Origin of the sequence: Coleofasciculus sp. G1-WW12-02 (genome assembly GCF_040219735.1) — a bacterium.
In the GTDB taxonomy this organism is placed as follows: Bacteria; Cyanobacteriota; Cyanobacteriia; order Cyanobacteriales; family Coleofasciculaceae; genus Coleofasciculus.
In genome coordinates this window covers 43562-69252 of record NZ_JAVJRX010000020.1, presented here as the reverse complement: position 1 = coordinate 69252, position 25691 = coordinate 43562, and the positions used below count along the sequence as shown (strand labels likewise).

20 protein-coding genes are annotated in these 25691 nt (G+C 44.5%); 13 read left to right on the top strand and 7 right to left on the bottom strand.

Annotated elements, in window-relative coordinates; genetic code table 11:
* The first annotated feature begins 608 nt into the window (after nucleotides 1–608).
* Nucleotides 609–1580, top strand: coding sequence for a glycosyltransferase family 2 protein (locus RID09_RS03200; RefSeq protein ID WP_446334507.1), 972 nt, complete (start codon nucleotides 609–611; stop codon nucleotides 1578–1580).
* A 254-nt stretch (nucleotides 1581–1834) separates the two neighbouring features.
* Here RID09_RS03200 and RID09_RS03195 read toward each other — a convergent pair whose 3' ends face one another.
* From RID09_RS03195 to rpaB, 3 genes are all read right to left on the bottom strand, one after another.
* On the bottom strand, nucleotides 1835–2374 hold the full coding sequence (locus tag RID09_RS03195; RefSeq protein ID WP_446334506.1) for a DUF456 domain-containing protein: 540 nt from the start codon (nucleotides 2372–2374) through the stop codon (nucleotides 1835–1837).
* Between the two features lie 64 nt (nucleotides 2375–2438).
* Nucleotides 2439–3101: a cofactor assembly of complex C subunit B gene (locus RID09_RS03190; protein WP_446334505.1), complete on the bottom strand. Its 663-nt coding sequence runs from the start codon at nucleotides 3099–3101 to the stop codon at nucleotides 2439–2441.
* 82 nt (nucleotides 3102–3183) lie between these two features.
* Nucleotides 3184–3912 (bottom strand): response regulator transcription factor RpaB, encoded by a 729-nt coding sequence (gene rpaB, locus RID09_RS03185; protein ID WP_446334510.1) that lies wholly within the window; start codon nucleotides 3910–3912, stop codon nucleotides 3184–3186.
* A 174-nt stretch (nucleotides 3913–4086) separates the two neighbouring features.
* On the opposite strand from rpaB, the gene radA reads away from it, so the two are divergent.
* Complete coding sequence (radA, locus tag RID09_RS03180) at nucleotides 4087–5655, top strand: DNA repair protein RadA (protein ID WP_446334504.1); 1569 nt, start codon at nucleotides 4087–4089, stop codon at nucleotides 5653–5655.
* On the opposite strand, the gene RID09_RS03175 is transcribed toward radA, so the two are convergent.
* Nucleotides 5652–6713, bottom strand: coding sequence for a glycosyltransferase family 1 protein (locus RID09_RS03175; RefSeq protein WP_446334503.1), 1062 nt, complete (start codon nucleotides 6711–6713; stop codon nucleotides 5652–5654). The two genes, radA and RID09_RS03175, sit on opposite strands and share 4 nt — an antisense overlap.
* Before the next feature lie 331 nt (nucleotides 6714–7044).
* Here RID09_RS03175 and RID09_RS03170 point away from each other — a divergent pair, with 331 nt between their 5' ends.
* The 5 genes from RID09_RS03170 (at nucleotide 7045) to RID09_RS03150 (ending at nucleotide 11909) form a co-directional block, all read left to right on the top strand.
* Nucleotides 7045–8154 carry a glycosyltransferase gene (locus RID09_RS03170; protein ID WP_446334502.1) on the top strand — a complete coding sequence of 370 codons (1110 nt, stop codon included), beginning with the start codon at nucleotides 7045–7047 and terminating at the stop codon, nucleotides 8152–8154.
* 491 nt (nucleotides 8155–8645) lie between these two features.
* Entirely contained in the window at nucleotides 8646–9785 is a 1140-nt protein-coding gene (locus tag RID09_RS03165; RefSeq protein ID WP_446334501.1) for a glycosyltransferase, read from the top strand.
* Nucleotides 9786–9794: 9 nt separating this feature from the next.
* Nucleotides 9795–10370, top strand: coding sequence for a sulfotransferase (locus RID09_RS03160; protein ID WP_446334500.1), 576 nt, complete (start codon nucleotides 9795–9797; stop codon nucleotides 10368–10370).
* Nucleotides 10331–10783 carry a methyltransferase domain-containing protein gene (locus tag RID09_RS03155; RefSeq protein ID WP_446334499.1) on the top strand — a complete coding sequence of 151 codons (453 nt, stop codon included), beginning with the start codon at nucleotides 10331–10333 and terminating at the stop codon, nucleotides 10781–10783. Before RID09_RS03160 ends, RID09_RS03155 begins: the two co-directional genes overlap by 40 nt.
* Before the next feature lie 22 nt (nucleotides 10784–10805).
* Nucleotides 10806–11909 (top strand): glycosyltransferase family 4 protein, encoded by a 1104-nt coding sequence (locus RID09_RS03150; RefSeq protein ID WP_446334498.1) that lies wholly within the window; start codon nucleotides 10806–10808, stop codon nucleotides 11907–11909.
* A 45-nt stretch (nucleotides 11910–11954) separates the two neighbouring features.
* On the opposite strand, the gene hpsE is transcribed toward RID09_RS03150, so the two are convergent.
* Together hpsE and RID09_RS03140 are read right to left on the bottom strand one after the other, a co-directional pair.
* Nucleotides 11955–12893 (bottom strand): hormogonium polysaccharide biosynthesis glycosyltransferase HpsE, encoded by a 939-nt coding sequence (hpsE, locus tag RID09_RS03145; RefSeq protein WP_446334497.1) that lies wholly within the window; start codon nucleotides 12891–12893, stop codon nucleotides 11955–11957.
* A gap of 191 nt (nucleotides 12894–13084) precedes the next feature.
* On the bottom strand, nucleotides 13085–13831 hold the full coding sequence (locus tag RID09_RS03140; protein ID WP_446334496.1) for a creatininase family protein: 747 nt from the start codon (nucleotides 13829–13831) through the stop codon (nucleotides 13085–13087).
* Between the two features lie 312 nt (nucleotides 13832–14143).
* On the opposite strand from RID09_RS03140, the gene RID09_RS03135 reads away from it, so the two are divergent.
* The 6 genes from RID09_RS03135 to RID09_RS03110 all read left to right on the top strand — a co-directional run bounded on the left by RID09_RS03135 (nucleotide 14144) and on the right by RID09_RS03110 (nucleotide 23084).
* Entirely contained in the window at nucleotides 14144–14896 is a 753-nt protein-coding gene (locus RID09_RS03135) for a response regulator transcription factor (RefSeq protein WP_446334495.1), read from the top strand.
* Between the two features lie 136 nt (nucleotides 14897–15032).
* Nucleotides 15033–16325: a sensor histidine kinase gene (locus RID09_RS03130; RefSeq protein WP_446334494.1), complete on the top strand. Its 1293-nt coding sequence runs from the start codon at nucleotides 15033–15035 to the stop codon at nucleotides 16323–16325.
* Between the two features lie 389 nt (nucleotides 16326–16714).
* Nucleotides 16715–17383 (top strand): phosphate signaling complex protein PhoU, encoded by a 669-nt coding sequence (gene phoU, locus RID09_RS03125; RefSeq protein ID WP_446334493.1) that lies wholly within the window; start codon nucleotides 16715–16717, stop codon nucleotides 17381–17383.
* Between the two features lie 298 nt (nucleotides 17384–17681).
* Nucleotides 17682–18980 carry an RNA-guided endonuclease InsQ/TnpB family protein gene (locus RID09_RS03120; RefSeq protein ID WP_446334492.1) on the top strand — a complete coding sequence of 433 codons (1299 nt, stop codon included), beginning with the start codon at nucleotides 17682–17684 and terminating at the stop codon, nucleotides 18978–18980.
* 379 nt (nucleotides 18981–19359) lie between these two features.
* Complete coding sequence (locus tag RID09_RS03115) at nucleotides 19360–21168, top strand: iron uptake porin (RefSeq protein ID WP_446334491.1); 1809 nt, start codon at nucleotides 19360–19362, stop codon at nucleotides 21166–21168.
* Nucleotides 21169–21353: 185 nt separating this feature from the next.
* The gene (locus RID09_RS03110) at nucleotides 21354–23084 is read left to right on the top strand and encodes an iron uptake porin (protein ID WP_446334490.1); all 1731 of its coding nucleotides are present in this window, start codon (nucleotides 21354–21356) and stop codon (nucleotides 23082–23084) included.
* A 38-nt stretch (nucleotides 23085–23122) separates the two neighbouring features.
* Here RID09_RS03110 and RID09_RS03105 read toward each other — a convergent pair whose 3' ends face one another.
* Nucleotides 23123–25456 carry an IMS domain-containing protein gene (locus tag RID09_RS03105; RefSeq protein WP_446334489.1) on the bottom strand — a complete coding sequence of 778 codons (2334 nt, stop codon included), beginning with the start codon at nucleotides 25454–25456 and terminating at the stop codon, nucleotides 23123–23125.
* Nucleotides 25457–25691 lie beyond the last annotated feature (235 nt).

The following is a 25691-nucleotide window of genomic DNA, read 5'->3' as shown; positions in this document are numbered from 1 at the left end:
GAGAACTATTCATAAGGCAGACGGCTATGAATACCAATCCTGAAAACAATGATTCGCTATCGATCAATTTCAATGTTGGCGGCAATTCCCCTCCCGCTAACCTTCGGTATAACGGGAGTCCCCTTCCCGCATTAAAGATGGGTTTCCCTGTTGTATTGAACGCACCCCACTCAAATTGAAGATTCTGAGTGGGGATTCTTATGCTAGGCTTCAATCGGTTAGGGTTAAGTCACACCTACCCCCAAAGAACTCTAATTCCCTCCTCCCCTGCTTCTTCTGCTGCCCTATCCCTTGTCCCAGGGAATTCAGTAGTAAGTCGATCACTACAATTGAAAGACGGGAAATCAATTAATACCTAGTGCTGATTTTTTTATAAAAATTGTGGATACTAAGTCGATAAAAAAACATTAATCTATTATTTAATCGTTAAAATATCAGTACCCTAACATATATACACTGTTTTATAACCTAAATTCTTCTAGAGGAAAAGATAGATCAAGTTTCCCAACAATGCATCCTGAGAAATACCTAAATCTTTATCGAAACTTTATAGGAATTTAATAAAATCTGTTAGATAATGGTCTTTAAGTCGAGGCGGGTCTTGCATTGTGTTTAAATTTACTATTGTCATTACCACCTATAATCGGTTGTCTCTGTTGCAACGAGCCATTGAATCAGCATTGTCACAAACCTTACCCTGTGAAGTGATTGTTGCTGACGATGGTTCCTCAGATGGTACAGAGGCATACATCCGTAGTCTAGGCGATCGCGTGGTTTATCACCGCAATCCGGTTAACTTGGGACATTGCGCCACGATGAACGCCGCCGTTAGGTTAGCTCAAGGGGATTGGATTAAACCTATTGATGATGATGACTATCTTGCCCCCAATTGTATCGAGGAATTGACCCACGCGATCGCCAGGTATCCCCAAGCGGTTCTCTGTTCCTGTCAAGCAATACAAGTCAACGAGAAGGGTAGAGAAATAACACGCACCCAACCAATTAGCGATGCTCCAATTGATTATGTGCCTCAGTCTGAGATTCATTATCGGATGCTTCTAGAGCAACTGCCCTTTGGTACACCTGTACAAGTTGCCTTTCGCAAAGATGCCTTTTGTAAATCAGGCGGTTGGGATTCTAGCTTTGAAGTGAACTACGATGATATTGACTCGTGGGTGAAAATTGCCCGATATGGAGATGCCATCCTGGTTAATCAGCATTTAGCCTACCGGACATTATGGCATCAAGGGAATCATCTCAAGTTTTCCCTACAACAGCGCCTGCAAAAGCATATCTCGATTAAAGAAAAAATTTATAGATTTGTCCATCCCAAGTATCATCACTCTCTTCCTCCGCTTCAAGATATTCAGGATTTTTTGACGTTGTACTGGAGTTTAGTTGGCTTCAAGCAAGGAAAATTTTCTGACGCTTTTACCCTGCTATTTCCCGCTCTGTTTTCTCGGAAAGCTTGGCAGCTATTAACTCAAGTGATTTACGCTAGAAAATTTGAGCAAACGTCTGAACAACATTGCCAAGAACCCATGTCTAAGCCCATGTCTTTATTACCTGAAATTTGGTAAGTAGGGCATCCTCGTTCCCAGGTCTGAGAAGGGAATGCTCCTTGGAAGGCTCTGCCTCCCTTCATGAGCCGCTTCAGCCGCTAACTAAAAGCTGGAAACGAGACTAAAGGTTTATAACTTAAGTTAACACCAATGACAAGGGCTTTAGCTGGGAGCATGTCAGGGAAAGCACGTAATATTCCAGCTAACCAGATAAGTTGGGTTTCGTTGCTCAACCCAACCTACTCTCGTTGACATTCACCCCTTTAGCTCGATTAACCTGCAACTCCGGGGGGAGAGGTAGTAAACACAAATACAATAACCGTCGCCAGCGCCAATGCGCCCTGAATTAGATTCCCCACCAGCGAACCCACCACAATCCCCAAACTCGCCTTGAACGCCGCCTTTAACCGTGACTCTAATTCCAACTGACGGCGGGATAAAAACTCGCCGATAAACGCTCCTAACAGAGGACCGATTAAAATACCTAACAGAGGACCTCCCACAGGTAAAGCTGGGAGTAGCCCTAAAAACCCTACGACTAACCCAATAATCGCACCAATTTGCCCCCACTTGCTCGCCCCTGCCCGTTTTGCTCCCCAGTAGGTGGCTAAAAAATCAATGCCGACACTGAGGAGCAATACCACAACAGCAACAACTAACGCCAAAATTATCGCACTCCACCCTTTGACAAATCCCCAGACTAAAATTGCCACGACAATTAAGCTAGAACCAGGAAGACCAGGGACTACAGCACCCACGACACCCACTAGCATCAGGGCAATTAATATCCAGTAGAGCACAGTTAAAGACATCTAAATTTAACGATATCAAGTTGGTACAAAGAACTCAAAGCCTTACAAATGACAAATGACGATCCTAACTGTTGACGTTCAACCGTGCTGACTGACTCAACGTGTTTTCTAGTTTATCAGCTAGACCCTCAATCCAGCGCTCATCTTGTTTGGTGTAACTGCGGGGAGCATTCGCGCCTAAGATTAAAGCACCCTGAGTACCCAGAGGTTGACAGATGAGTCCTTGGGTATTTTCTGGTAAGTAGTCAAATTCGATTCGCCCTGGATACAGTTTCAAGTCAACCAGGTAAACGGGTTTTTGTTGCTCGATAACCCGCTTCAGGATAGCACCCGGTTTCACCTCTGGGTTCACCCCCAATACTCCCCGCCGTAGTAGCACCCTCCCCTGATAAAACACAACGAGCGATCGCGTCACGGTATTGGTCAATAGTAAATGTGACGCCCAAGCCAGTTCTGTTTTCACCGCCTCTGGTAACTCAGGTGCAAGTTCAAACCCTTGTGAGCCAATCAAATCTACAGCATCCGGCGAGCGCGGCTGCACCTGCTGCCACAGTAAACCTGTCAAAATCAATATGGCACTGAGAATAACCCCCAGTGCGTCTGAACGCGCCTGAGATTCCGTAAGTTGGGGGGTCAGCAAGCGATTAATCAACAATAGTGTCCCGCCTAATCCCCCAACAACAAACGGCAATTGTCGCAACACAGAATTCTGATCAGGTTTAGCCATTATCTCTAAAGCGTCGGTTGCACAAACCCCATAAAACAACTCAAAATTCAGACGTAGAATGCTACGTCTCTACACTCAAAATTCACTCCTCCCCCGATTCCAGTATCCGTTGGAATAAATACCCAGTCCCCCGTGCGGTGAGAATCAACTCCGGATTGCTCGGATCATCTTCGAGCTTGGCTCGCAGTCGGGAAATATGAACATCGACAACACGGGTATCGACGTGGCGTTCTGGAGTATACCCCCACACCTCCTGTAAAATTTCCGACCGAGAAAATGGTTCTCCAGAGCGACTAACTAATAACTCCAGGAGACTGAACTCCATCCCCGTGAGCCGAATCCGCTCGTCTCCCTTATAAACCTGTCGTTTATTCGTATCAATTTTGATACTGGCGACATGGATTACCCCAGAACTGGGAATCCCGGAAGCACCTACCTTATCAACCCGTCGCAACACGGAACGAATCCGAGCTTCTAACTCTTTCGGAGAAAAGGGCTTGACCACATAATCATCCGCGCCCAACTCTAACCCAGTAATTCTGTCGGCAACGTCACCCAATGCCGTTAGCATGATGATGGGGATATCCGATTCCTTTCGCAACTCTTGACAGACGCCGTAGCCATCCAGCTTGGGCATCATCACATCTAACACCACTAAATCGGGTTCACTGGTGCGGAAGGTTTCTAAGGCTTCTTCCCCATCGGCGGCGGTGACGACATCGTAGCCAATCATCGACAGGCGAGTTTCCAAGATCCGGCGGATACTCGCTTCATCATCGACAACCAGAATTTTTTCCTTATGAGTTTCCAATTGATTCAAGACTCCTATTTTACGGTCAACGAAGTGTTAATTTATCAGTAGCTTATCTCTAAGATATAACGTTATACGAAGCTTTTTTAAGCTATAACCGTTCAATCTGACATTTTCTTACGGCTTTTTAAGATTAGTTTAATTATTGAAAATTCCTAGCACCTTAAGATCAGGATGCCTAAAACTAAATCCATCTATGTTTGTAATCAATGTGGGGCGGAACACTCCCAGTGGTTCGGCAGATGCTCCTCCTGCGGCACGTATAACTCCTTAGAGGAGAGTATGCTGTCAACGACTGCCAACATGAGAAGTGGGGGAAGGCAATCAAATGCCCGTGCCTACACTCCGTCTCCTACCTCTGGACGCGCTCAACCTAGATCCTCACTTAAGTTCTCAGAAATTTCCAATAATGTCCAGAGCCGATTTGCTTCCGGGTATAGTGAACTGGATCGAGTGCTGGGGGGAGGGATTGTCCCTGGCTCCTTGGTGTTGATTGGCGGTGATCCAGGGATTGGCAAATCCACGTTGCTGCTACAGGTGGCAAATCAACTGGCACAGGAGCATCGTATCCTTTACGTCTGTGCTGAAGAGTCGGGACAACAGGTGAAACTGCGAGCCTCCCGGCTAGGTGTTTGTGCTCCTCCGATTCAGGAAGAGACAGATAATATTGAGCAGACGAATAATGGTGCGCCCAAAAAGCGGGGGAAGTCGGCAAAATCGAAAACGGCGAATGGGGATAACACCTCAGGGGAGCAAGAGCCAAACCTGTATGTTTTGCCAGAGACAGACTTAGAAGAGGTATTACGGGAGTTGGAGTCGCTCAAACCCCAAGTGGCGGTAATTGACAGTATCCAGACGCTGTACTTTGCCGCGTTAACCTCGGCGCCCGGTTCCGTGGCGCAAGTGCGAGAATGTACCTCAGCCCTGATGCAGGTGGCAAAGCGGGCGAATATTACGTTATTCATTGTCGGACATGTAACTAAAGAAGGTGCGATCGCAGGACCGAGGGTGCTGGAACATTTGGTGGATACGGTATTGTATTTTGAGGGCGATCGCTTTGCCTCCCATCGTCTGCTGCGATCGGTAAAAAATCGTTTTGGCGCCACCCACGAAATCGGTATTTTTGAAATGGTGGATAAGGGGTTGCAGGAGGTGCTGAATCCGTCGGAGTTATTTTTGGGTAATCGGGATGAAATGAGTCCCGGTACGGCGACGGTGGTGGCTTGTGAGGGGACTCGTCCGATTTTACTTGAGTTACAGGCGTTGGTTTCCCCAGCTAGTTATGGGGCACCGCGTCGCTCAACCACTGGCGTGGATCATAGTCGATTACAGCAAATTTTGGCGGTATTGGAAAAACGGGTGGGGATTCCCCTATCTAAATTAGATGCTTATGTCGCCACGGCGGGTGGGTTGGGAGTCGAAGAACCGGCTGCTGATTTGGGGATTGCCATTGCGGTAGTGGCTTCATTTCGCGATCGCATGGTTGATCCACGCACGGTGATAATTGGCGAAGTCGGGTTGGGAGGACAGGTGCGTCTGGTGTCGCAGATGGAACTGCGTTTGAAGGAAGCCGCCAAGTTAGGATTTAAACGCGCGATCGTTCCCAAGGGTCAAGTGTTACCAGATATGGATATTGAGGTGATCCCGGTTTCCAGGGTTCTGGATGCAATTATTGCTGCGTTACCGGGAGGATTGCGCCAGAATTCAGTAAATGAAGCCGATGAAGAGGAAGACGACTTTTAGGGGTTCCGGTTTTGTTCTGAGTTGTTGGGAAAGAGGATTTTCGCGATCGCTTCTGCGGTTCGTTGTTCTCGCCAAATCCCGTGATTATCCTGCCCTTTCTCGCGAATGTGAGTGATGGCTTGATTAATCAGGGAACCAATTTCGTCAAAATTTGAGAATGTTGAACCAATCTGGATAGGCCAATTCACTTGATGCTTAATAACTGGATAGTCAGAGGCAATTATATAACACCCGCAAGATCCCGCATCGCTAATCACACCACTGGTTCGGTAGTAATAACGATCTTTGTCATAGTGAATAACCAAAATATCAATCTGTTTTAAGACACTGATATAGTCCTCTTCTTTGGTGGTATCATAAAGGGCTACTCCTAATTGATCTAAATAATCAGGTTTTTGCCCAAAGGGTGTACCAATCATTAGCTCACATTTTTGTTCATTCGCGGCTACATAATCCTGCAATATTCCAATTAATTTTGATATCGGTTTATCTTGCCGAATCATGCCAACGACACCAAGTTTTATTTTGGCGTCTACAGGCAATCGTTCTCCTGCTCTCAACCGAGGAGTTGCCTCGCTGATAATTGGATGAGGGATAATTACTTTTGACGCAGCAGGTAAACGAAATTTCTCCGGAATAACATTATCATCAATTTCAAATAAGATAACTTTTAAGTTATTGAAAAATTGCAAATATTTTTTTAAATAAAGTAATCCCCAAAACTTGATCCGACTGTTCATGGCAAATTGTTGATTACCATGTAAGCTAATCAATACCTCTTTCCCCCTGAATGCCAGTAAAGGTAGAACAGCCAATAAATGCTGATTGTATATTTCAAATACAAAAATTATATCAATGTCTTTCAGTTTAAAGGCTCTTAATCCCATTGAAATATGACGATACTCCCGTCGAATTTGTAATCCTATGGAGTAACTAGGAATTAACTGGGTAATCTTTTTAAATAAATTGGGTAGAGGAGTTTCAATTGATAAAAAAATTATTTTTTTATTCGCTACATATTGATTGATTAAAAGCAGGTCTTTAAGACCTGGATGCATTAATTGCATAGTTGAATAATTAACATTAGATAAATTTAATTACCATGCAGCATAACATATTTTTGTCAAGACTAACACAAAAGTTACAGCTAACTTAAGCAATCATTGACTTAAAGCCGGGAAGTGAGACATTGCTTGAAGGTAGACAATGGTGGCAAGTCCGCAAAAACTCGATTTTCATTGGACTTTAGACTCATATCACAGATAGAGCTATTTTGCCAAAATCGTCCAGTTAACTCACCAGATATGGTGTGGTTTGGCATGGAGTTTAAACTCCAGTTTTCACAAAGGCATTATAATTAGCCAAGATAGACCCAAAAAAATTCTCCCTATGCTTGAAACTCAACCTCGCATCGCTGTTTACCTACGGATGCTTTCCGGTGGTGGAGCTGAACGAGTTATGGTGAATCTGACAAGTGGCTTTGTCGAACGAGGAGTGAAGGTAGACTTAGTCCTGAATATAGTAGAAGGTCCCTATTTAGCGCAGGTGCCTTCTGAAGTTAGGATTGTGGATCTCAAAGACCCCCGTTTACTGAGTGGTCTTCCAAAATTGGCACGTTACCTGAGACAGGAGCAACCTGTAGCTCTTCTTTCAGCTTTGCACTACAATAATGAGATAGCAATATGGGCGAAGCGTCTAGCTGGCGTGTCTACAAGGGTAGTTGTATCTGAACGGAATACTCTTTCTATTCATGCACGACATCAAAAAGACAGTGAGCGCTGGTCTCCTATTTTGGCGCGATTATTTTATCCGTGGGCAGATGGGATTGTAGCTGTTTCTCATGGCGTAGCTAATGATCTTTCTAAAGTTACTGGTCTTTCTCAATCACGAATTCGAGTAATTTATAACCCAGTGAATACTTCGGAAGTTTTGAAGAAGGCAAAAGAACCTGTAGAACATCCTTGGTTTGCCAAGGGAGAGCCTCCTGTAATTTTAGGATTAGGGCGATTGAACAAACAGAAAAATTTTTCAACCCTCATCCGAGCTTTTTCTCAGGTGCAACAGGTGCAACCCTGTCGATTAGTAATCGTGGGGAGAGGTCCGGAACGACAAAAACTTAATAATCTAGTTCGTGAGCTGGGATTAGAAGAAGATGTTACTATGGTGGGATTTAGTGACAATCCCTATGCTTATATGGCGCAAGCTAAAGTTTTTGTATTGTCGTCAGCTTGGGAGGGCTTGCCGAATGTACTGATAGAAGCTATGGTGGTCGGAACTCCAGTGATTTCTACAAACTGTCCGAGTGGACCCGTGGAGATTCTGGATAACGGAAAGTATGGTTTACTGGTTCCCCTGGGGGATATTGAGACAATGACTAAAGCACTTTTGGGTGTGTTATCTGGTGACTCTAAGTCAGTCGTTCCGGCATGGCTTGAGCAGTTTACCTTGGAAAGTGCCACTGAACAATATTTGGATGTTTTGGGTATAGCTATCCAGTAAATTATGAGCCGTCCTAGTCTAGTTTAAAGTAAAAAAGATGCAGTAAAATATTTAAAAAATTAAATAAATGTAAAGTTTGACACAGAATTTATAGAAAATTTCAACTACAAGAATTCTCGGATAAAAGGCAATTATCTACGAACTATACAAAATTGGAAAGCTTATTATCCAGAAGAGTGTTTTTTTATCGGTTTTTTCGAGGAAATTAAATCAAATCCCAAAGACTTGTTAATGGGGAGCATCCTCTTTTGGACAAAGCATTACCTAAAGTAACGCAATTACAAGGGTTTCAGCCCTATTCAAAGAGCCAACGTGCCAAATTGGGATGCTCCCCAATCAAATTTTAGGAAAATAAATTGCGTATCTTGAATAATTTTTACAAGTGAATGCCGATAATTGCTAGAATAATGTTAAGTTATTTAAGAGGTTTTATCGATTTTAGTACGACCAACCATAGAAAACCATTTCTATCAGATAAAGAGAAAATAATAATGCTAAAAATATCACCTCATGTTGCTTTTTATCTACATGGTCTTTATGGTGGTGGAGCCGAACGGGTCATAGTCAATTTGGCAAATAGCTTTGTCCACCAGGGACTTAAAGTTGATATAGTACTCAATTACAAGCGAGGACCTTATTTATCAGATGTATCGCCCAAAGTGCGTATTGTAGATTTGAAATCTTCCAGGTTACGAGATGGGGTGGGTCTACCTCAGCTGATGCATTATCTGCGACAAGAACAGCCTGCTGGTTTATTAGCAACAACACACTACAGTAATGAACGCGCAGTATTGGCAAAGCGACTGACAAGAGTAGCGACTAAGGTAGTAGTACGTGAGGCTAATACCCTTTCTGTTGAAGCCCAACACGACGTTGAATTGAGGTGGCGTTTTAAATCTCTGGCGGCGCGACTAACCTACCCTTGGACTGATGGTATAATAGCTGTGTCTAAAGGAGTAGCCACGGATTTATCTCAGATGACGGGTCTTTCCTTGAATCGTATCCAAGTAATCTATAATCCAACAATAACGCCCCTGATTTTGGCAAGGGCAAAGGAACCTCTGGAACACCCTTGGTTTACATCAGGACAACCTCCGGTTATTTTAGGAATAGGAAGACTGACTAAGCAAAAAGACTTCCCTACACTAATTCGGGCTTTTGCTAAAGTACGGCAGGTTCGACCTGCCAAACTAATGATTTTGGGAGAGGTGCGGGATACACCCGATCCTCAAATCACTACTCTAATTGATGAGTTGGACTTAGACGCCGATGTGGCACTACCTGGTTTTCAGAAGAATCCCTATCCTTATATTGCACAAGCAGCAGTTTTTGTGTCATCTTCCATTTGGGAGGGGTTGTCAAATACGCTGATAGAAGCAATGGCTTTAGGAACTCCAGTAGTGGCGACAGACTGTCCCAGTGGTTCGGCTGAGATTCTAGACAATGGCAAGTATGGTTATTTAGTGCCAGTAGGTGATAGCAATGAAATGGCACAAGCAATTTTGAAAGTGTTATCTGGCGACGCCAAATCCGTTGATTCAGGTTGGCTTGAACAGTTTACTTTGGAAACTGTTACTCAACAGTATATTGATGCTTTGGGAGTCGCCCTTCAAGTTAGCAATACTTTATAGTCAAAAAATATGCAAACAAAACATCTAGATTTTATAATTATAGGAGCGATGAAGGCTGGGACAACATCTCTTTTTAAATACCTTCAACCTCATCCAGAAATTTACATGATTCCTGAAAAAGAAACTTCTTTTTTTAGCTCTGACTATTACTTTAAGAAAAGATGGGAAAACTTTGCTAATGAAGTTTTTCAGGGTGCGCCGTTGGATAAGATGTGGGGGAAAGCTTCACCCTCGTATATGCCTGATCCACGAGTTCCTCAACGTATTTATGAAATAATGCCTAATGTAAAGTTAATTGCATTATTAAGAAATCCTATTGATCGCGCTTTTTCTCATTATAAGCATCTTTTAAGACAAAAACGTGAAAGGCGAAGCTTCGAGGAAATTGTTAGTGAACAATTAACAGAAAAATCCTTAGATTATACGCGAGCATTACCGGGATTATTAGCAGTAAATAGTAGTTATATTTCTATGGGCGAATATGGACGTATACTTCAATCTTATTTGATGGAATCGATATATGTACTTATCCAACCTGGCATGAAATGCCAAATTTATTTTCTGTTTCAGAGGCAGATAATCTGAATTGGGAAGATAATAGTGTTGAGACAATACTGTCATTTGAAACCCTAGAACATTTGCAAAATCCTAAGAAAGCTTTGCAAGAATACTATAGGGTTTGTCAAAAAAATATTATTCTTACCGTACCTAATTGCGAGATAACTGCTGGAATGGATAAAAGCAAGTTGATTTACTCACATTGGCAAGATAGAACCCATGTCCAATTTTTTAATATGTCTACTATTATAAATATGGTTCAAAGTGTAGGTTTTAAGGTAGTGAAAAAGGACTATATTAATCAAATATATTTGGATCATCTTATCAGAGAAGCTTTTAATCTATCTGGCTTGATAGGTAAATCAATCCGCAAGCTTCTTTCCATGAAACAAAAACGTCATTACTATTTGACTTGCTTAATTGTTGCCCAAAAAAATTAGGTACTATATTATGTATAATTTCGTGAAAAATAAACTAATAAGAGCCAAAAATCAACTGATGGCACTTAGTATAGAAGTACTTCTTAGAATAAACCAAGATAATTATAAAATCCCTTACTGGACTTCCTCTACGATTAGCGATTCATTTAACCAATTTACTAAAAATAGTAACGAAGATGATGAATATGACTTAGTTTTTATTATCAATAAAGGAGATGTCAATTGGATTCTTGGGGCAATCTGTAGAGAAATTGCAAATTATTTTCCTGGAAAGTATTACTTTTTACGTGCAGGTTATTATTACGAAGGTAAAAATGTTTTTTCTTATACCCCTAATCTTCCCCCTCTACCGCGTTCCAAGGCATACTTTTTTGCTCACTACTCCTACTTCACTCTCTGCTTACGAATGTATCCAGAACTTCGACATAGCAAATCCTTCGTTTGGTACACTCATCCGAAGGGAATTATGCGTGATGAAGAATTTGCCTATGTTATGAATCATTCTACTAAAGTTATATGTATGTGTTCGCAGTTTGCTAATCGTATGGTGAACTGTGGAGTCAAGCCTGGAAAAGTTACTTATATTTTGGGAGCAGCTGATCCAGATATGTTTCAGCCTCATGAACGATCAGGTCGGGGTGCTGTAGGTTTCTGTACTGCTTACTATCCCCGCAAAGAACCTGATCGTATTTTCAACATTATTAAAAAAATACCTCACCGCAAAGTCCTACTCATTGGTAGGAACTGGGAAGAATATGAGAGATTTGCAGAATTGAAGGCTATACCTAATTTTGCTTACATTCAAGCGCCTTACTCCGACTACCCTAAACACTATTCTAAAATGGACGTTTTTGTCTCACCCGCAAAGCTAGAAGGTGGTCCCATTCCCCTGATTGAAACAATGATGTGTAATATTGTTCCTGTTGCCAGCAATACTGGATTCGCTCCTGATCTTATCAATCACGGAGCCAATGGGTTTCTATTTAATATTGATAGTTCTGCTGAAGTAATATGTGAATTAATTGAACAGGCTTTTAAACTCAAGAGTGATATTAGGAAAACTGTTGAACATCTAAGCTGGAGTAATTTTTCACTTGAAATACAAAAAATAATCAACTTATCATAAAAATTCTATAAGCATAATGCCTAATTTTGACTATTATTAACTTTTTCAAATTTTATTTTTCAACTTGTAAAAATTACTAGACATAATACTTAAGAGTATCTCCATTTCACCAGCAACAACTTTATCAGATTCCAATACTTTCCGATATTTGATAAAGTGCAGTACAATTTTCCGTAAATCATTAACCATATAGACGGGTATAACTAGAGGTTTTTGCCAGGGTTTATAGCTTAACATTCGCACCTGATACCGCAGCCGACCATTGTTTTGGAAAAAACGCATTAGATACTCTTTCTCAAAACGCGATTTAGGAATAAAATGGTCAATCTCCATTTCCGGATTGAACCAAAGTTCCCATCCTGCCTGCCAAATGTAGGATAGCATTTCTAAATCTTCATTCGTTTGAGGGAGCAGGGGACGTTCAGGAACACTCTCTATCCAAGCTTGTTTGCGAATGACAATTCCGGCTCCTGGAGGAAACATCTTTTTGCGGGTAGATGCATACCTTTCGTTGTAACAATACATCTTCGTTCCTTCCAGGATCGCAAAATAACGTGCAATTCTCTCAAATCCTGGCGGGGGTTCTACTTCAAATTTGCCATGAATTTGCCCTCCATAAGCGCCAGCTTTCGGGTGAGATTGTCCAAAATGATAAGCTTGTGCCACCCAATTGGGTTTGGGAAAATTATCGTCATCCAGAAAACCGATTAAAGCACCCTTGGCTTCTCGGATGGCACATCGTCTAGCAAATGCTAGTCCTTGTTCAGGTTCCAAGTAATAATGAATGGGATAAGGTTCAGACCAGTTCGCTTGGTATTCCTGAACCACCTTAGCTGTATCGTCAGTGCTGTTATTATCGACGACAATAATTTCCCAGGAAATATCCTCTGTCCCTTCCTGCGATCGCAACCCTTCCAGAACCTCTGATAAACGATTCGCGCCGTTATAGGTACAAATCGCGACAGTAAAGTCGATCGCACTCATGCCTCTGCTCTTCCTCTGGGGAATCACTCCCCCACTCAAACTAAATCGTGAGCTGGAGTCGAGCGCTCGCTCTCTCCCAAAACCAAACCCGCTCGCCGATCGCGATCGCAGCGAGGAAAAACAATTCCGTACTGCTTCCTTTGCTAGCAGGCGTGGTGTAATTAAGAGTTTAACCTGTCTCTAGAAGACTGTCACTCGGTATGCAAAAATTCCAGATATGCCTGACTCATTTCTTTCACCGCCGCCTCATACAATTTCTGACCATGTTCCGGTTTGGCTAAGGCGGGGTTAGAACCCATTCGTCCATCGGGATAGCGACGGCGGAAGTCTGTCGCACCGTAAATTGGATGTCCAGAGGCTACATTAGCGGCTAAGGGGGCTTGTTTGATTGCTTCGGGATAAAGGTATTGAGTTAAAGCGACTTCGCTGGGTGTGGCGTGAGACCCTTCCTGATTGCCATACAGTTGTTTGGCTAACGTGTAAACCGAATTACAGGTAAACCAATTGGCAAGGCGGCATCTTACCTTGTCGCTGTTGGGAATGTTGAGATCCCAGAGATAGGCGTAACTTTCAGAAAAGGCTGCCTTTAGCGTAGCAACGTTACCGCCGTGACCATTAATAAAGAAAAATCGGCTAAATCCAGCCCGGGTTAAGCTGACTAAATAATCTTGGATGACGTGAATCAAGGTACTGGGTTTCAGGCTCATCGTACCCGGAAAACCTGTATGATGCAGCGCCATCCCCACACTAATCGTTGGACTAACGATCGCATTGGTCGCTTCACCCACCCCTCGCGCGATCGCTTCGGCACATATCGCGTCGGTACCAATTAATCCCGTTGGTCCATGTTGTTCCGTTGAACCAATTGGCAGAATAATCCCCGGCGATCGCTTCAAGTACTCCTCAACCTCGATCCAGGTCATCAAATGTAGCAGCATTATCCCTTCTAAAAAAGTGAAAGCAGGTGGACTGGGCTTACCAGCCCCCTGCTTTGTTTCTGTAAGACCCCTCATTTTGTCATACTTGCGTATGACATGTATTACACTATCCTTAGTGTATGCCACCATAGAAGAATCGGCAATAAATTTAAGCAAATTGTTTTAAGTCTTTAAAAATTGACAGGGTATAGCCACACTAGCTGAATCTTGTGTCAATCTAGACGTAGAGTTTTATTTCTATATAGTTTCAACACCATGATTTTGGTGTATACCTTGGCTTAGAACCTCAGATACCCAATTTCCTTACCCTATATGCTTTCTGTCGATCTACCGCAAAGCCCTTCCACTCCAGAACTGGCACAATCCAACCGCATTCTGGTCGTAGAAGACGAGACTCTCATCCGAGAAATGCTGATGTTGTCCCTACAAGAGGAAGGTTATGACGTGGTGACGGCTGCTGATGGTCGTACTGCTTTAACCCTTCTGTCTGAGGGCGACTCCAATAACGAGGAGTGCCATTTTAGCCTGTTGATTCTAGACTTGATGCTGCCTCAGGTGAACGGACTCGATCTGTGTCGCTTGATCCGGTATAAAGGGAATTCTATCCCCATTTTGATTCTCAGTGCCAAAGCCAGTGAAACGGATCGGGTTTTGGGTTTGGAAGTCGGTGCCGATGACTACCTGACCAAACCCTTTAGCATGCGGGAATTAATCGCTCGTTGTCGCGCCCTTCTGCGTCGTCACCGCTATAATTCCATACCGCCAACGCCGACGTTACAGTTACGGGACATTACCCTCTACCCCGAAGAATGCCGAGTCACGGTGCGTGGCGAGGAGGTTAATTTCTCACCCAAGGAATTCCGACTGTTGGAATTGTTTATGGGATATCCTCGTCGGGTGTGGTCTCGCGAGCAGTTAATCGATCAGGTTTGGGGTCCGGACTTTCTCGGAGATACCAAAACCGTCGATGTTCACATTCGCTGGCTGCGGGAAAAATTAGAAAAAGACCCCAGTCAACCGGAATACTTGATTACCGTTCGCGGCTTCGGCTACCGATTTGGCTGATCTTCAATTAGATGGGACACCAGCGATCGCGTGTTAACCTACATCAGCCGTAACAATCAAGGAGTATCTACATCGCCCTGTCGAAAGGTTACAATATCTAAACCATCGCTCGGCAACATTCTTATTGATCACACCCATGACCCTCTTGACATTTCTGTTGGGTCTAGCTCTAGGAATTGGGGTTGGCTTATGGCTACAACACCGCACCAAACAGCAGCTCAAGCAAACCTTAGAGTTGTTGCCAGTCGATTCGACTAGTAACTCGTTTTCTTTAGAGTCTCGTTTACGGGGAGCCATTGCCCAAGCTAATCAGCAGCGCCTTGTCTTAGAAGACCAACTCAACGCCATTCAATCCCTATTCCAAGTCGCGCCCGTCGGGTATTTACAAGTAGACGAAGACAATCACTTAATTTGGTGCAACCAGCAGGCGCGTCGGTTATTGCAAATTGACCGCTGGGAACCTGGACAGATTCGCTTACTTCTAGAGGTAGTGCGCTCCTACGAACTGGATCAGTTAATCGAGAAAACTCGTAAACAGCAACAATCGACGAGCCAAGAGTGGGTATTTCATCCCGCCTGTATGGATGGTGCAGCGATGAGCGAGGTGCGATCGCTCATGTTGCGGGCTTATGGTTGGCCCCTTGCTAAGGGACAAGTTGGTGTATTTTTGGAAAATCGACAACCTCTGATTGAACTCTCGGAATCTCGAAATCAGTGGGTGTCTGATTTAGCCCACGAATTGAGAACTCCACTCACGTCTATTCGCTTAGTCGCAGAAGCCTTGCAAGGACGAGTTAACCCTCCAGAAAGCCGTTGGGTTGAGCAACTTCTGCAAGAAATTAATCGGTTGATCGATCTGATTCAAAACTGGCTGGAACTTAGTCATCTCGAACGCGATCCGAATCAGAGTCTTACCTATAAATCTCTTGATTTAAAGTCTTTAATTCAGTCGGCTTGGCAGCGCTTGGAGCCTTTGGCAGAACAAAAACAACTACATCTTGCCTATAGTGGACCCGATACTTTACCCATTAAAGCTGATGAGTCTCGACTCACTCAGGTTTTTTTGAATGTATTAGATAATAGTATTAAACATAGTCCACCTCAAGGGTCAATTCGAGTTGAAGTGAGTAACCCAACAACTCCTGATCTGACAGAAAAAGCGCTGATGCAAATCGATATTATTGACGAAGGCGCTGGTTTTTCTGGCAATGACTTACCCCGCGTCTTTGAGCGACTCTATCGAGGAGATGCCTCGCGATATCGTCAACCAAATTCTGAGAACTTAACCACATTGGGTCGCAACAGTGGTAGTGGTTTAGGTTTGGCAATTGTCCAGCAAATCGTTCAGGCTCACGGTGGTACTGTCAACGCTAAAAATCATCCAGAAACCGGGGGAGCTTGGTTACAGATTCAACTGCCTTATAATTAGTAATTTGTCATTTGTCATTTGTAATTCGTCTGTGTAGTGCAAAATCTTAACTAAGATACAGGATTTTTGTGCCAGCCCATGGTAATGTGTTTTGACCGTCTCCTTTGAGAGTGGTTGGTCACAACCTGTCTGCATCGGCTTCCGAGGTGAGGTGTATGAGATGGTAGAAGGGGAGACAAGGGAGTTCAACTGTCTTGAGGGAGATGGGAAGCAGGGAAGCGGAGGAGGCAAGAGAGTGAACTCACGCACCATGCACTCGAAGGTCGTGAAGGGTCAACACTCAAAACTCCACACTTCTCCCACCTTGCCAGCAGATTACTTTACTACAATTTAACCTTGATCTGCTATCAATAGTAGTAGACACAATTATTCGTCTTAGGGCAAATGAGGTGAGTCTATCTTCTACAAACCGCCATTGCGATCGCAATCACTTTAAGCGCTGTCTTAACCGCCTAGAGCAGAATGTTCTGCGGATGGGCGCATTGGTGGAAAATTCATTCCGCCTTGGTCATCAAGCTCTATTTTACCAAAATCTGGAGGCGATCGAGGCAATTACCTCGATTGAAAAACAAATTGATCGCTATTACCGTCATATTGAAATAGAATGTGCCTCTCTGCTGACACTTCAATCGCCAGTGGCACAAGACCTACGTCTGGTTAGTGCCTTTATGCAGCTAATCCGGGATTTGGAACGCATTGGTGATTATGCTGAAGATTTAACGGAGATTTCGGTAAAATTATTTGCTTACCCGCCTCATCCTTGTATGTCCCAAATTGAAGAAATGTCCCACCATGCCCAAGCTATGCTGGCAACAAGTTTGGCGTCTTTAGCTGATTTAGATGCGACGGCAGGACAAGCGGTTAAAGTATTGGATGATAAAGTCGATAATGCCTACGATAATCTTTATCAAACATTAGCCTATCAGCGGGATATTAAAGGCGTAGTCGAGCCAATTTTACTATTAGTTTTGGCAATTCGTCATATCGAGCGTATGGCTGACCATGCGACCAATATCGGTCAACGGGTTACCTATATTGTCACAGGTCATCGTTCCTAGAGAAGAAAGCAGGAGGCAGAAGATTGTAGGGGCGGGGTTAGGAACTAGCGCTAGCTTTTTACTAATAACGGAACAACAAAACTCGCCCTGTCTCACCGGTAACGGAACAACAAAACCCGCCCTTGTTCATCGTTATAAGGAGCAGATTAACCCAAAGATTACCGAAAAGCGATGGTGAAAGCCCCCGTCTTTTCAAGCGGGGGATGAAACGAGCTGCGTCGTGCAGATAGCGGGATAAATCCTGCACGAATTCTCTAACCAGTGATATAATATATCTCTAAACAAGGAGGTGATAAGCTTGTACGGATGTCAGCAAGTACTGTTAACTCCAGATGACGAGTTAGCGGCAGTCTTGGAATACATCTGTTCCGAGGCAAATAAGCTAACAAATTGCGGAACTTATTACGCCAGGCAGATCTGGTTTAAATGTCGCCAAATAATCGGCAAGTATGACCTGGAAAAAGAGTACAAAAGCAATAAGCACTTCCAAGCATTGTATTCCCAGGTCGCTCAACAAACGCTGAGAGCAGTAGCCGAGTCATTTAAATCTTTTCAAGGATTAAACAAAGCATTTAACAAAGGGAAGATAACAGATAAACCCAGACCGCCCCGATACCAAAAGAAGGGCGGTCTGACTGTTGTCGCTTATCCTAGGCAAGCCCTCAGGTTCAAAAATGGCTTGATCCGTTTTCCTCTAGGAACACTGGTTAAAACCTGGTTCAAGCTTTCGGAGTTCTTTATTCCGATGCCGTCCAATCTGGACTTTAAAAACATCAAAGAACTAAGAATACTGCCTCGCAATGGCTGTTTTTATGCCGAGTTTGTCTACAGTATTCCTGGAATTCAAGCTGATGTTGATGCAAAGAAAGTCCTGGGAATCGACCCAGGACTAAACAACTGGCTAACCTGTGTCTCTAACGTAGGAACCAGCTTTATTGTTGATGGTCGTAAGCTCAAGAGCCTAAACCAGTTCTATAACAAGCGAGTAGCAACTCTAAAAAAAGGAAAAGCCCAAGGGTTCTGGAATGAAGAATTGGCATCCTTAACCGAAAAACGCAATCGTCAAATTAGAGACGCCGTGAATAAGGCAGCAAGAATTGTTGTCAATCACTGCTTAAATTGCCGGATTGGAACTATTGTTTTCGGGTGGAATCAAGGCAACAAGAATGGGATTGAGCTAGGCAAAAAGAATAATCAGGAATTTGTTCAAATTCCTACCACTCGTCTTAAAGAAAGAATCAGACAATTGTGCGAACAATATGGAATTCAGTTTATAGAAACTGAAGAAAGCTATACATCGAAGGCTAGTTTTCTGGACAAGGATTTTCTACCTGTATTCGGCTCAGGCCCGGAAGGGTGGAAACCAAGTGGGAAAAGAGTTCATCGTGGAATGTATCGCACAAAAAATGGAGAATTTATCAACGCCGATGCTAATGGTGCTGCTAACATTCTCCGCAAAGTAGAGATACAGCTAGGTCTTGCTCTAGCCAAGGTCAGTAGGGCGTTTTTGACTGCGCCATCCAGAGTCTTCCTCTGGAACTCTAAAAAGATAAAACGACGGGACGCGGCTTCAGCCCGTCCCAAAGTATCTGCTTAGAATCCCCCGCGTTTTAACCGGGGGAGAAGTCAATCTCGCCCTTTCTTTTTTTCCCTGCTCAAGACAATCAAGCTGCTATCAGACTTGGTATCAAAACCTCCCTCATATCAGGACTTACGCAGCAACTCTATCCATCAGTAGGGGACTCTTCATGAAGAGTTCTCTACAAGTAGTGAGTTAGATAAATAATTCTAATATTTTATAGGTATCCAGCCAAGTGTTTTTGGTTTATAATTTATATTTTATAGCTCTCGAAAATGGTAAAAGTTAATTAGTAAATTTAGTGATAGGTTGGAGTAAAAGCCAAAAGGCTATTGCTCATTCAGCGCAATTGCTTTACAGTTTTGGATTGAATTAGGTGTGAGGATTGTGAATGATTATGTCTAACCTCTTCTGGAAAGCGTTAAAGGCAAGCCCAGTCCTGCTGGTTGCCTCTTTATTCGTTGCTAGCGGTACATCAGCGGCTGAGTCAAATTCCCATCTGACGACTGCAGGTCTGTCTAAAGCTACCATGAATTTGGACGCTGAACTGACAGCTTCCATCAGTCCCACGTTGAATGATGATGAAACGCTGTCTGAACCTATAAGAGCAACGGATACGCCTCAACCCGCCGTAACCGTTAGTCCCACCTTTGAACTGGCAGATAGTACCTTCCCTGGACCCGTTCCGGCGGCTGGAGATACCTCAGTTAACTCGAATCAAGAAATTTTGCAGCAAATCCAGCGCTATGGCAACGAAGGGAATGAGTCTCTTGACCAAGTAACCAGCGTGGGTCAGTTGCGAGATGTTTCGCCAGGGGATTGGGCGTATGAAGCGCTGCGTAGTTTAGTAGAACGCTATGGTTGTATTGCTGGGTATCCAGATGGCACCTATCGGGGCAATCGCGCCTTGACTCGTTACGAGTTTGCCGCTGGTTTGAATAGCTGTTTACAGCAAATTGAGCGGTTACTAATTGATGATGATCCTGATGGTCGTGATTTAGAAACCCTGCGGCGGTTAATTCAGGAGTTTGAAGCGGAATTGGCAACCCTAGGTGCGCGGGTGGATAACCTGGAAGGGCGCGTGGCGTTCTTAGAGGACAACCAGTTCTCGACGACGACAAAGTTGAGAGGGGAAGTCATCTTTGCCCTGGCTGATACCTTCGGCGATAGTATTGGTGGTGGTGATGATGATACCAATGTCATCTTAGGCGATCGGGTACGTCTGAACTTTGAAACCAGCTTTACGGGAAGAGACAGACTGAGAACTCGTTTAGAAGCAGCAAATATCGCGTCATTTAACACAGGTTTAACGGGGACAAACATGACCCGCTTAGGCTTTGATGGTGATAACGGTAACGACGTTGAAATCGATGAGCTGTGGTATCGCTTCCCCATCGGCGAAAAATTCCTAGTTCAAATTGACGCCACCGGAGCTGAGTACCAAGATACCATTATCGATGTAGTCAATCCTTATTTTGACAGTAGTGGCAGTGGTTCTATCTCCCGCTTTGGGCGCTTCAACCCGATCTACCGAGTTGAATCTGGTGGTCCAGGAATAACCGCAACGTTTAACGTAAGCGATGCCTTATCGATCTCAGCCAGTTACGTTGTTGATGGAGGCGGCAGTGATCCTTCTGAGAAGAATGGTCTGTTTAATGGCAATTATGCTGCCCTTGGTCAGATAGTCTTCAATCCGACTGAGAATATCTCGTTAGCCGCAACCTATATAAATTCCTTCTACAATGGCGATGAGGTAAACATTACAGGAAGTACGGGTAGTGGTTTTGCCTCTGATCCATTTGAGGGTCTGGCTACCTCAGTCGATTCCTACGGACTACAAGCGAATGTAACATTTGGCAGGTTTTCTGTTGGTGGTTGGGCCGGTTATCAAGAGGCTGAAGCAGAAGCCACTGAAGGATTTGATGCCGATATTTGGAACTGGGCGGTTAACTTGGCTTTGCTAGACTTAGGCGGTGAGGGGAACAAGCTGGGTGTCTTATTCGGTATGCCACCTAAGGTGACCAATAACGATCTTAGTGGTCGTGAAAACAACGGCACCTCCTATCACCTCGAAGCCTTCTATCGCTATGAACTGACGGACAATATTGCCATCACTCCTGGCGCCTTTGTCATTTTCAACCCAGAACATAACGATGACAATAATGAGATTTGGGTAGGCACTATCCGCACGACTTTTACCTTCTAAGCAGGTTTCAACTGTCGTTGATTAGTTGCATGATTTAGCCTTGGGGTACAGCAATGCTGTACCCTGATTAATTTTCACGTTGATTAATACAATTAATTTTCAATCGTTGTCCTAATCGTGTATAGTCTAACCGCGAACACTATTGCAGATTATCTAAGGTAATTCGGTGTAAGGAGAGAAATTCGATGAAATCACCTTTAGTCTGGAAAACGCTGAAAATCAGTCCCGCCCTACTCGGACTATCTTTGTTTGTCACTAGCAACGCTTATGCGGCGGTTCCGAACCAAACAGCCACTAACGAATCAACCGTTAAACTCAATAACCCGTTATCTGAAATGTCAGTAGAGATTGATTCTCTACAAATCGCTTCCGATGTCAGCCCTGGCTTGAGTCCGACTAACACGACGGCTGATCCTAATCGTGAACTATTAGAACAAATCCAACGCTACAGTGGTGAAAATAACACCGAATCCCTTGACCAAGTAACTAGCGTGGGTCAACTGCGAGACGTTTCTCCAGGGGATTGGGCTTATGAAGCACTGCGTAGCTTAGTGGAGCGCTATGGTTGTATTGCTGGGTATCCAGATGGCACCTATCGGGGTAATCGCGCCTTAACCCGTTATGAATTTGCCGCTGGCTTGAATTCTTGTTTACAGCAAATTGAGCGGTTAATGGTTGGGGATACTCCTGATGGTACAGAATTAGAAACCCTGCGGCGGTTAATTCAGGAATTTGAAGCCGAATTGGCAACCCTAGGCGCACGAGTTGATAATCTAGAAGGGCGCGTGGCGTTCTTGGAAGACAATCAATTCTCTACCACCACCAAGCTGAGAGGGGAAGTTATTTTCAACTTGGGTAGCGCATTTGGTGATGAAAAGGCTGATAATAGCGGCGAAGATATTGAAGACAATATCACCTTAAGTCACCGGACTCGTTTAAACTTTGACACCAGTTTCACGGGAGAAGACCGCTTGAGAGTTCGTTTACAAGCGGGAAATACCCCTGAGTTTGATGAAGCGACTGGCACAGAAATGGCTCGCTTGGGGTTTGAAGCGGCTTCAAATAATGATGTTGAAGTTAATGATTTATACTACCGCTTTCCATTAGGCGATAATATCCGGCTTTTAGTGGGTGCTAATGGCTTTGATTTCAATGACATCGCAGAAATCCACAACCCTATTCTCGAAAGTAGTGGCACAGGTGCTTTAAATCGGTTCAATCGCCGCAATCCTTTTGTATTCCGCAATAACGCTGAGCAAGGTGTGGGTGCTAATATTCAGTTTAGTGATTTCCTGAGTTTAGATCTCGGTTATTTGACAGGTGAAAGTAACAGTCCGGCAGATAAGGATGGGCTTTTTGATGGAGACTTCACCGCCATTTCTCAATTGAATCTGGCGCTGGGAGAAAAATTAGATTTAGGGTTTGCTTTTGGCTATTCCTACTATCCCGGTGAAGATGTCAACCTTTCCGGTAGCACAGGTAGTCCACGGGCAAAAGAACCATTCGGCGAAATCGCTACTTCAGCTTTACGCTTTGGTATCCAAGGAAGTTGGCGACTTACACCGACGATTAATCTCGCCGGTTGGGGCGGTTATATTGATGCGGAAGCTGAAGCGGGTGCTAGAGAAGGGGATAATGCTGATTTATGGACTTGGGTGGCAAACGTGTCGTTTCTGGACTTAGGTAAAGAGGGTGCAGCACTTTCAATTATGGGAGGAATGCCACCTAAACTGACTAATGTTGATAGTGGTGATGAAGATGAAGATACATCTTTCTTAATTGAGGCGCAGTATCAATATCCAATTACGGATAATATCCTGATTACACCAGGAGCTTATGTGATTTTAAATCCCAATCATGATGATGGAAATGATAATATTTGGGTAGGCACAATCCGCACAACCTTTAGTTTCTAATCGTAGGTGTAGAGACGTTGCATGCAACGTCTCTACACCTACCTTACCGCCATATCTTTAATAAACCATTGACCGTCCTGACGCACCAACTCATACTGAACCTGCAAATTTTCATTGTATGAGAGTCCCTGAGTAATCTCACCGTCTTGATAGAAGCGGGCTTCTTCTTTGACTGCCGCTTCTACCTTGGCTTGGTCAGAATTAGCCGGATTCGTTTGCACGGATGTTACTTTAACCTGGTGATTGTACTGAGCATAAATATTCCGTTGCTGATTGGTTTGCGCCCGTCGCCGCCAAACAGATAAAACCGGCGTGGAAAGAATTTGATCTAATCGATCAATTTGATAATCGGGTCCAAATGCTTGAGATTTAGTCGAAAGCCAGGTTTGAATTACTTGCTGTGCTGTATCTTGGGTCAAGGGACCTCCTGGTGCCATCAACTGGCTACCGGGTTCGGGGATAGGAATAGGAGGTTGGGCAAGTTCTACCATGGGCTGTTCGCCTTCTAAGGCTGGCGCGGAGAAACTTTGGCGGATGTTTTGGATCAAAGCGATTACCAACCACCCTAATAATCCCACACCCACTAATCCGGCAATAACCAGCAAAATAGAGCGTCGGTTTTTTTGAGTCGCCTTGCGGCGCTCAGGTAATTGTTGCAGGCGTCCTGGAGGGGATTGATCCAGATGTCCTTCAGCAGACGGAGTGGATATCCCAGACCCAGGACGCACTCGAGTGGCTTCTGCTTCTGAGCGGACTTTGGATGGACGCCCTGAAGGGGGTGACTTGAGCGCCGCGTTTGCTGATGAATCCCCAGAAGCATTGATGGCTTGAGTCGCCGATTCCCCAACCCGACTTGTTGGGGAAGCAACCCGTGGGCTTGTGGGTAACGTCGAGACACCCGATACCGAGGTGCGGCTCCCTGTTCCAAAACTCCCGGTTTTAGATGCCATATCCTGCTCTAGGGTGCTGTATGAGCCAACGATTGCCGGTTCGCGATCGCGCGAATGACCGTTACTCCGACCTGCGGATGCTGCTGTGGTGTAGGCTTTTTTCTGAGCCGTCACTGACCATTCATTATTAGCAGTTGGCGTCGATTCCGGTAGCTGCTCTAAATAGGCTTGTACCTGCTCATCGGCAAAATAATCTTTCAACGAGGCTGTTTGTTCTGCCAAGTCTCGGAAATGGGGAAATACGGAATTTTGCAGCCATCGTTCTCCATACAGGCATAATCCTGGTAACAAATCAGGAGCGCCTTGAGACTGTTCCCGAATAAATGCTAGCGGTTCGTATTCATGACTCAGTTCTAAAGCGTGACTGGCTTCTTCCGTTTGACCCAGTAGCAGCGCACAAACGGCTTGTTCGAGATGCACATCCTGACGCCGACCCAAACGCATGAGCATTTGTTTAGCCCGGGCGATTAAAGCCGGTTGGCGCTGGGCAAATCCCCGGGCAATCAAAGCATAAACCGCCAGATAGGTGGCGACGGCTGAAGGGCGGCGGGCTTCTGCCTCAAATAGGGTTTGCTGCTGAGCCGCCGTTAGATACCCTCGTAACTGCTGAATAAAGCGCAAAAAGTCATCAATACTCAGTCCCGACTGGTCATCCCCACTGCCGTCAATTCCTTGCCGCTCCTGAAGCATATCTTGCAACAGTTGTAAACCCTTACGCCGTTCGGCAATATTTTCATCGGGCAATGCCAATAATTCCAGAATGCGGTAAGGACGCAGCTTGTAGAGATCGGCTTGAATTTCGCCCCGCACTGTGGGAAATAATCCTTCACTCAGAAGTAATTCTTGACCTGTTTCTAGAGACAAGGCAGCATTTTCGTACCGACCTTGCTGCCATTGTTCCCGACCCAGTTCCAAACAAGCTAACGCCAAAGTCAGGATAATATCAGGTCGCACCAGTTGCGGGTCTCCTAAGTGACCTTTGTCCAAACTGATGCTGTCACGACTTTGCAAATAGGGATGTCCTAACTGTAAGACGAGTTCATATTCCCCAAGTTCTTGCAGAATCAGCAAAGCGCCAACAAATTGTTCCTTGGTTATATCTAGACTGGGATTATTGGGATCAATCCTATCCGTGGCTGTTGTTTGAGCCCCAGAGACGATTGATTCTCGGTCTACAGAGGGGCTAGGTTCGGGGTTGTAGGTTTTCTCCAGAAAGCTGGCATCATAAGTTGAGCGCTGTTCCGGGTCAGACAGAACCCCATACGCCTCATCCAGCAACTCTTTGCGAGATGCGATCGCCACTTCCGAATATTCCCGACGCGGAAGTTGGAGAGTGCGATCGCGATAGGCTACTTGAAGCTGTTCCGATGTCGCCTGGATCGGCATTCCTAATATTCGGTAGTAATCGAGCGGAATTCGCACGTTTCACTTCCCCAGCGCTGCAACAACTGAATTCATCCTAATTTTGCGACGGATACCCCATCGTCTGACGTTGGGGAGAAAGCCGCATCCCTAATGGTTTACCAGCAAGTTTTTTAGATGGTGATCAACCCAGGCAACTTGCCAAACCTGTATTAGTCCCAACGATAGCACTGCCAGCAAGATGTCCACCTTTTAGATGAACCCAGACCTAAGGGTTTATCGGTAGTCCGCTCTA

What these genes read in the sequence shown, in the direction of transcription:
- RID09_RS03195 (WP_446334506.1), bottom strand. Translation starts at nt 2,374, where the DNA reads ATGTCTTTAACTGTGCTCTACTGGATATTAATTGCCCTGATGCTAGTG.
- RID09_RS03190 (WP_446334505.1), bottom strand. Translation starts at nt 3,101, where the DNA reads ATGGCTAAACCTGATCAGAATTCTGTGTTGCGACAATTGCCGTTTGTT.
- radA (WP_446334504.1), top strand. Translation starts at nt 4,087, where the DNA reads ATGCCTAAAACTAAATCCATCTATGTTTGTAATCAATGTGGGGCGGAA.
- RID09_RS03175 (WP_446334503.1), bottom strand. Translation starts at nt 6,713, where the DNA reads ATGCATCCAGGTCTTAAAGACCTGCTTTTAATCAATCAATATGTAGCG.
- RID09_RS03170 (WP_446334502.1), top strand. Translation starts at nt 7,045, where the DNA reads ATGCTTGAAACTCAACCTCGCATCGCTGTTTACCTACGGATGCTTTCC.
- RID09_RS03165 (WP_446334501.1), top strand. Translation starts at nt 8,646, where the DNA reads ATGCTAAAAATATCACCTCATGTTGCTTTTTATCTACATGGTCTTTAT.
- RID09_RS03160 (WP_446334500.1), top strand. Translation starts at nt 9,795, where the DNA reads ATGCAAACAAAACATCTAGATTTTATAATTATAGGAGCGATGAAGGCT.
- RID09_RS03155 (WP_446334499.1), top strand. Translation starts at nt 10,331, where the DNA reads ATGCCAAATTTATTTTCTGTTTCAGAGGCAGATAATCTGAATTGGGAA.
- hpsE (WP_446334497.1), bottom strand. Translation starts at nt 12,893, where the DNA reads ATGAGTGCGATCGACTTTACTGTCGCGATTTGTACCTATAACGGCGCG.
- RID09_RS03140 (WP_446334496.1), bottom strand. Translation starts at nt 13,831, where the DNA reads ATGCTGCTACATTTGATGACCTGGATCGAGGTTGAGGAGTACTTGAAG.
- RID09_RS03135 (WP_446334495.1), top strand. Translation starts at nt 14,144, where the DNA reads ATGCTTTCTGTCGATCTACCGCAAAGCCCTTCCACTCCAGAACTGGCA.
- RID09_RS03130 (WP_446334494.1), top strand. Translation starts at nt 15,033, where the DNA reads ATGACCCTCTTGACATTTCTGTTGGGTCTAGCTCTAGGAATTGGGGTT.
- RID09_RS03115 (WP_446334491.1), top strand. Translation starts at nt 19,360, where the DNA reads ATGTCTAACCTCTTCTGGAAAGCGTTAAAGGCAAGCCCAGTCCTGCTG.
- RID09_RS03110 (WP_446334490.1), top strand. Translation starts at nt 21,354, where the DNA reads ATGAAATCACCTTTAGTCTGGAAAACGCTGAAAATCAGTCCCGCCCTA.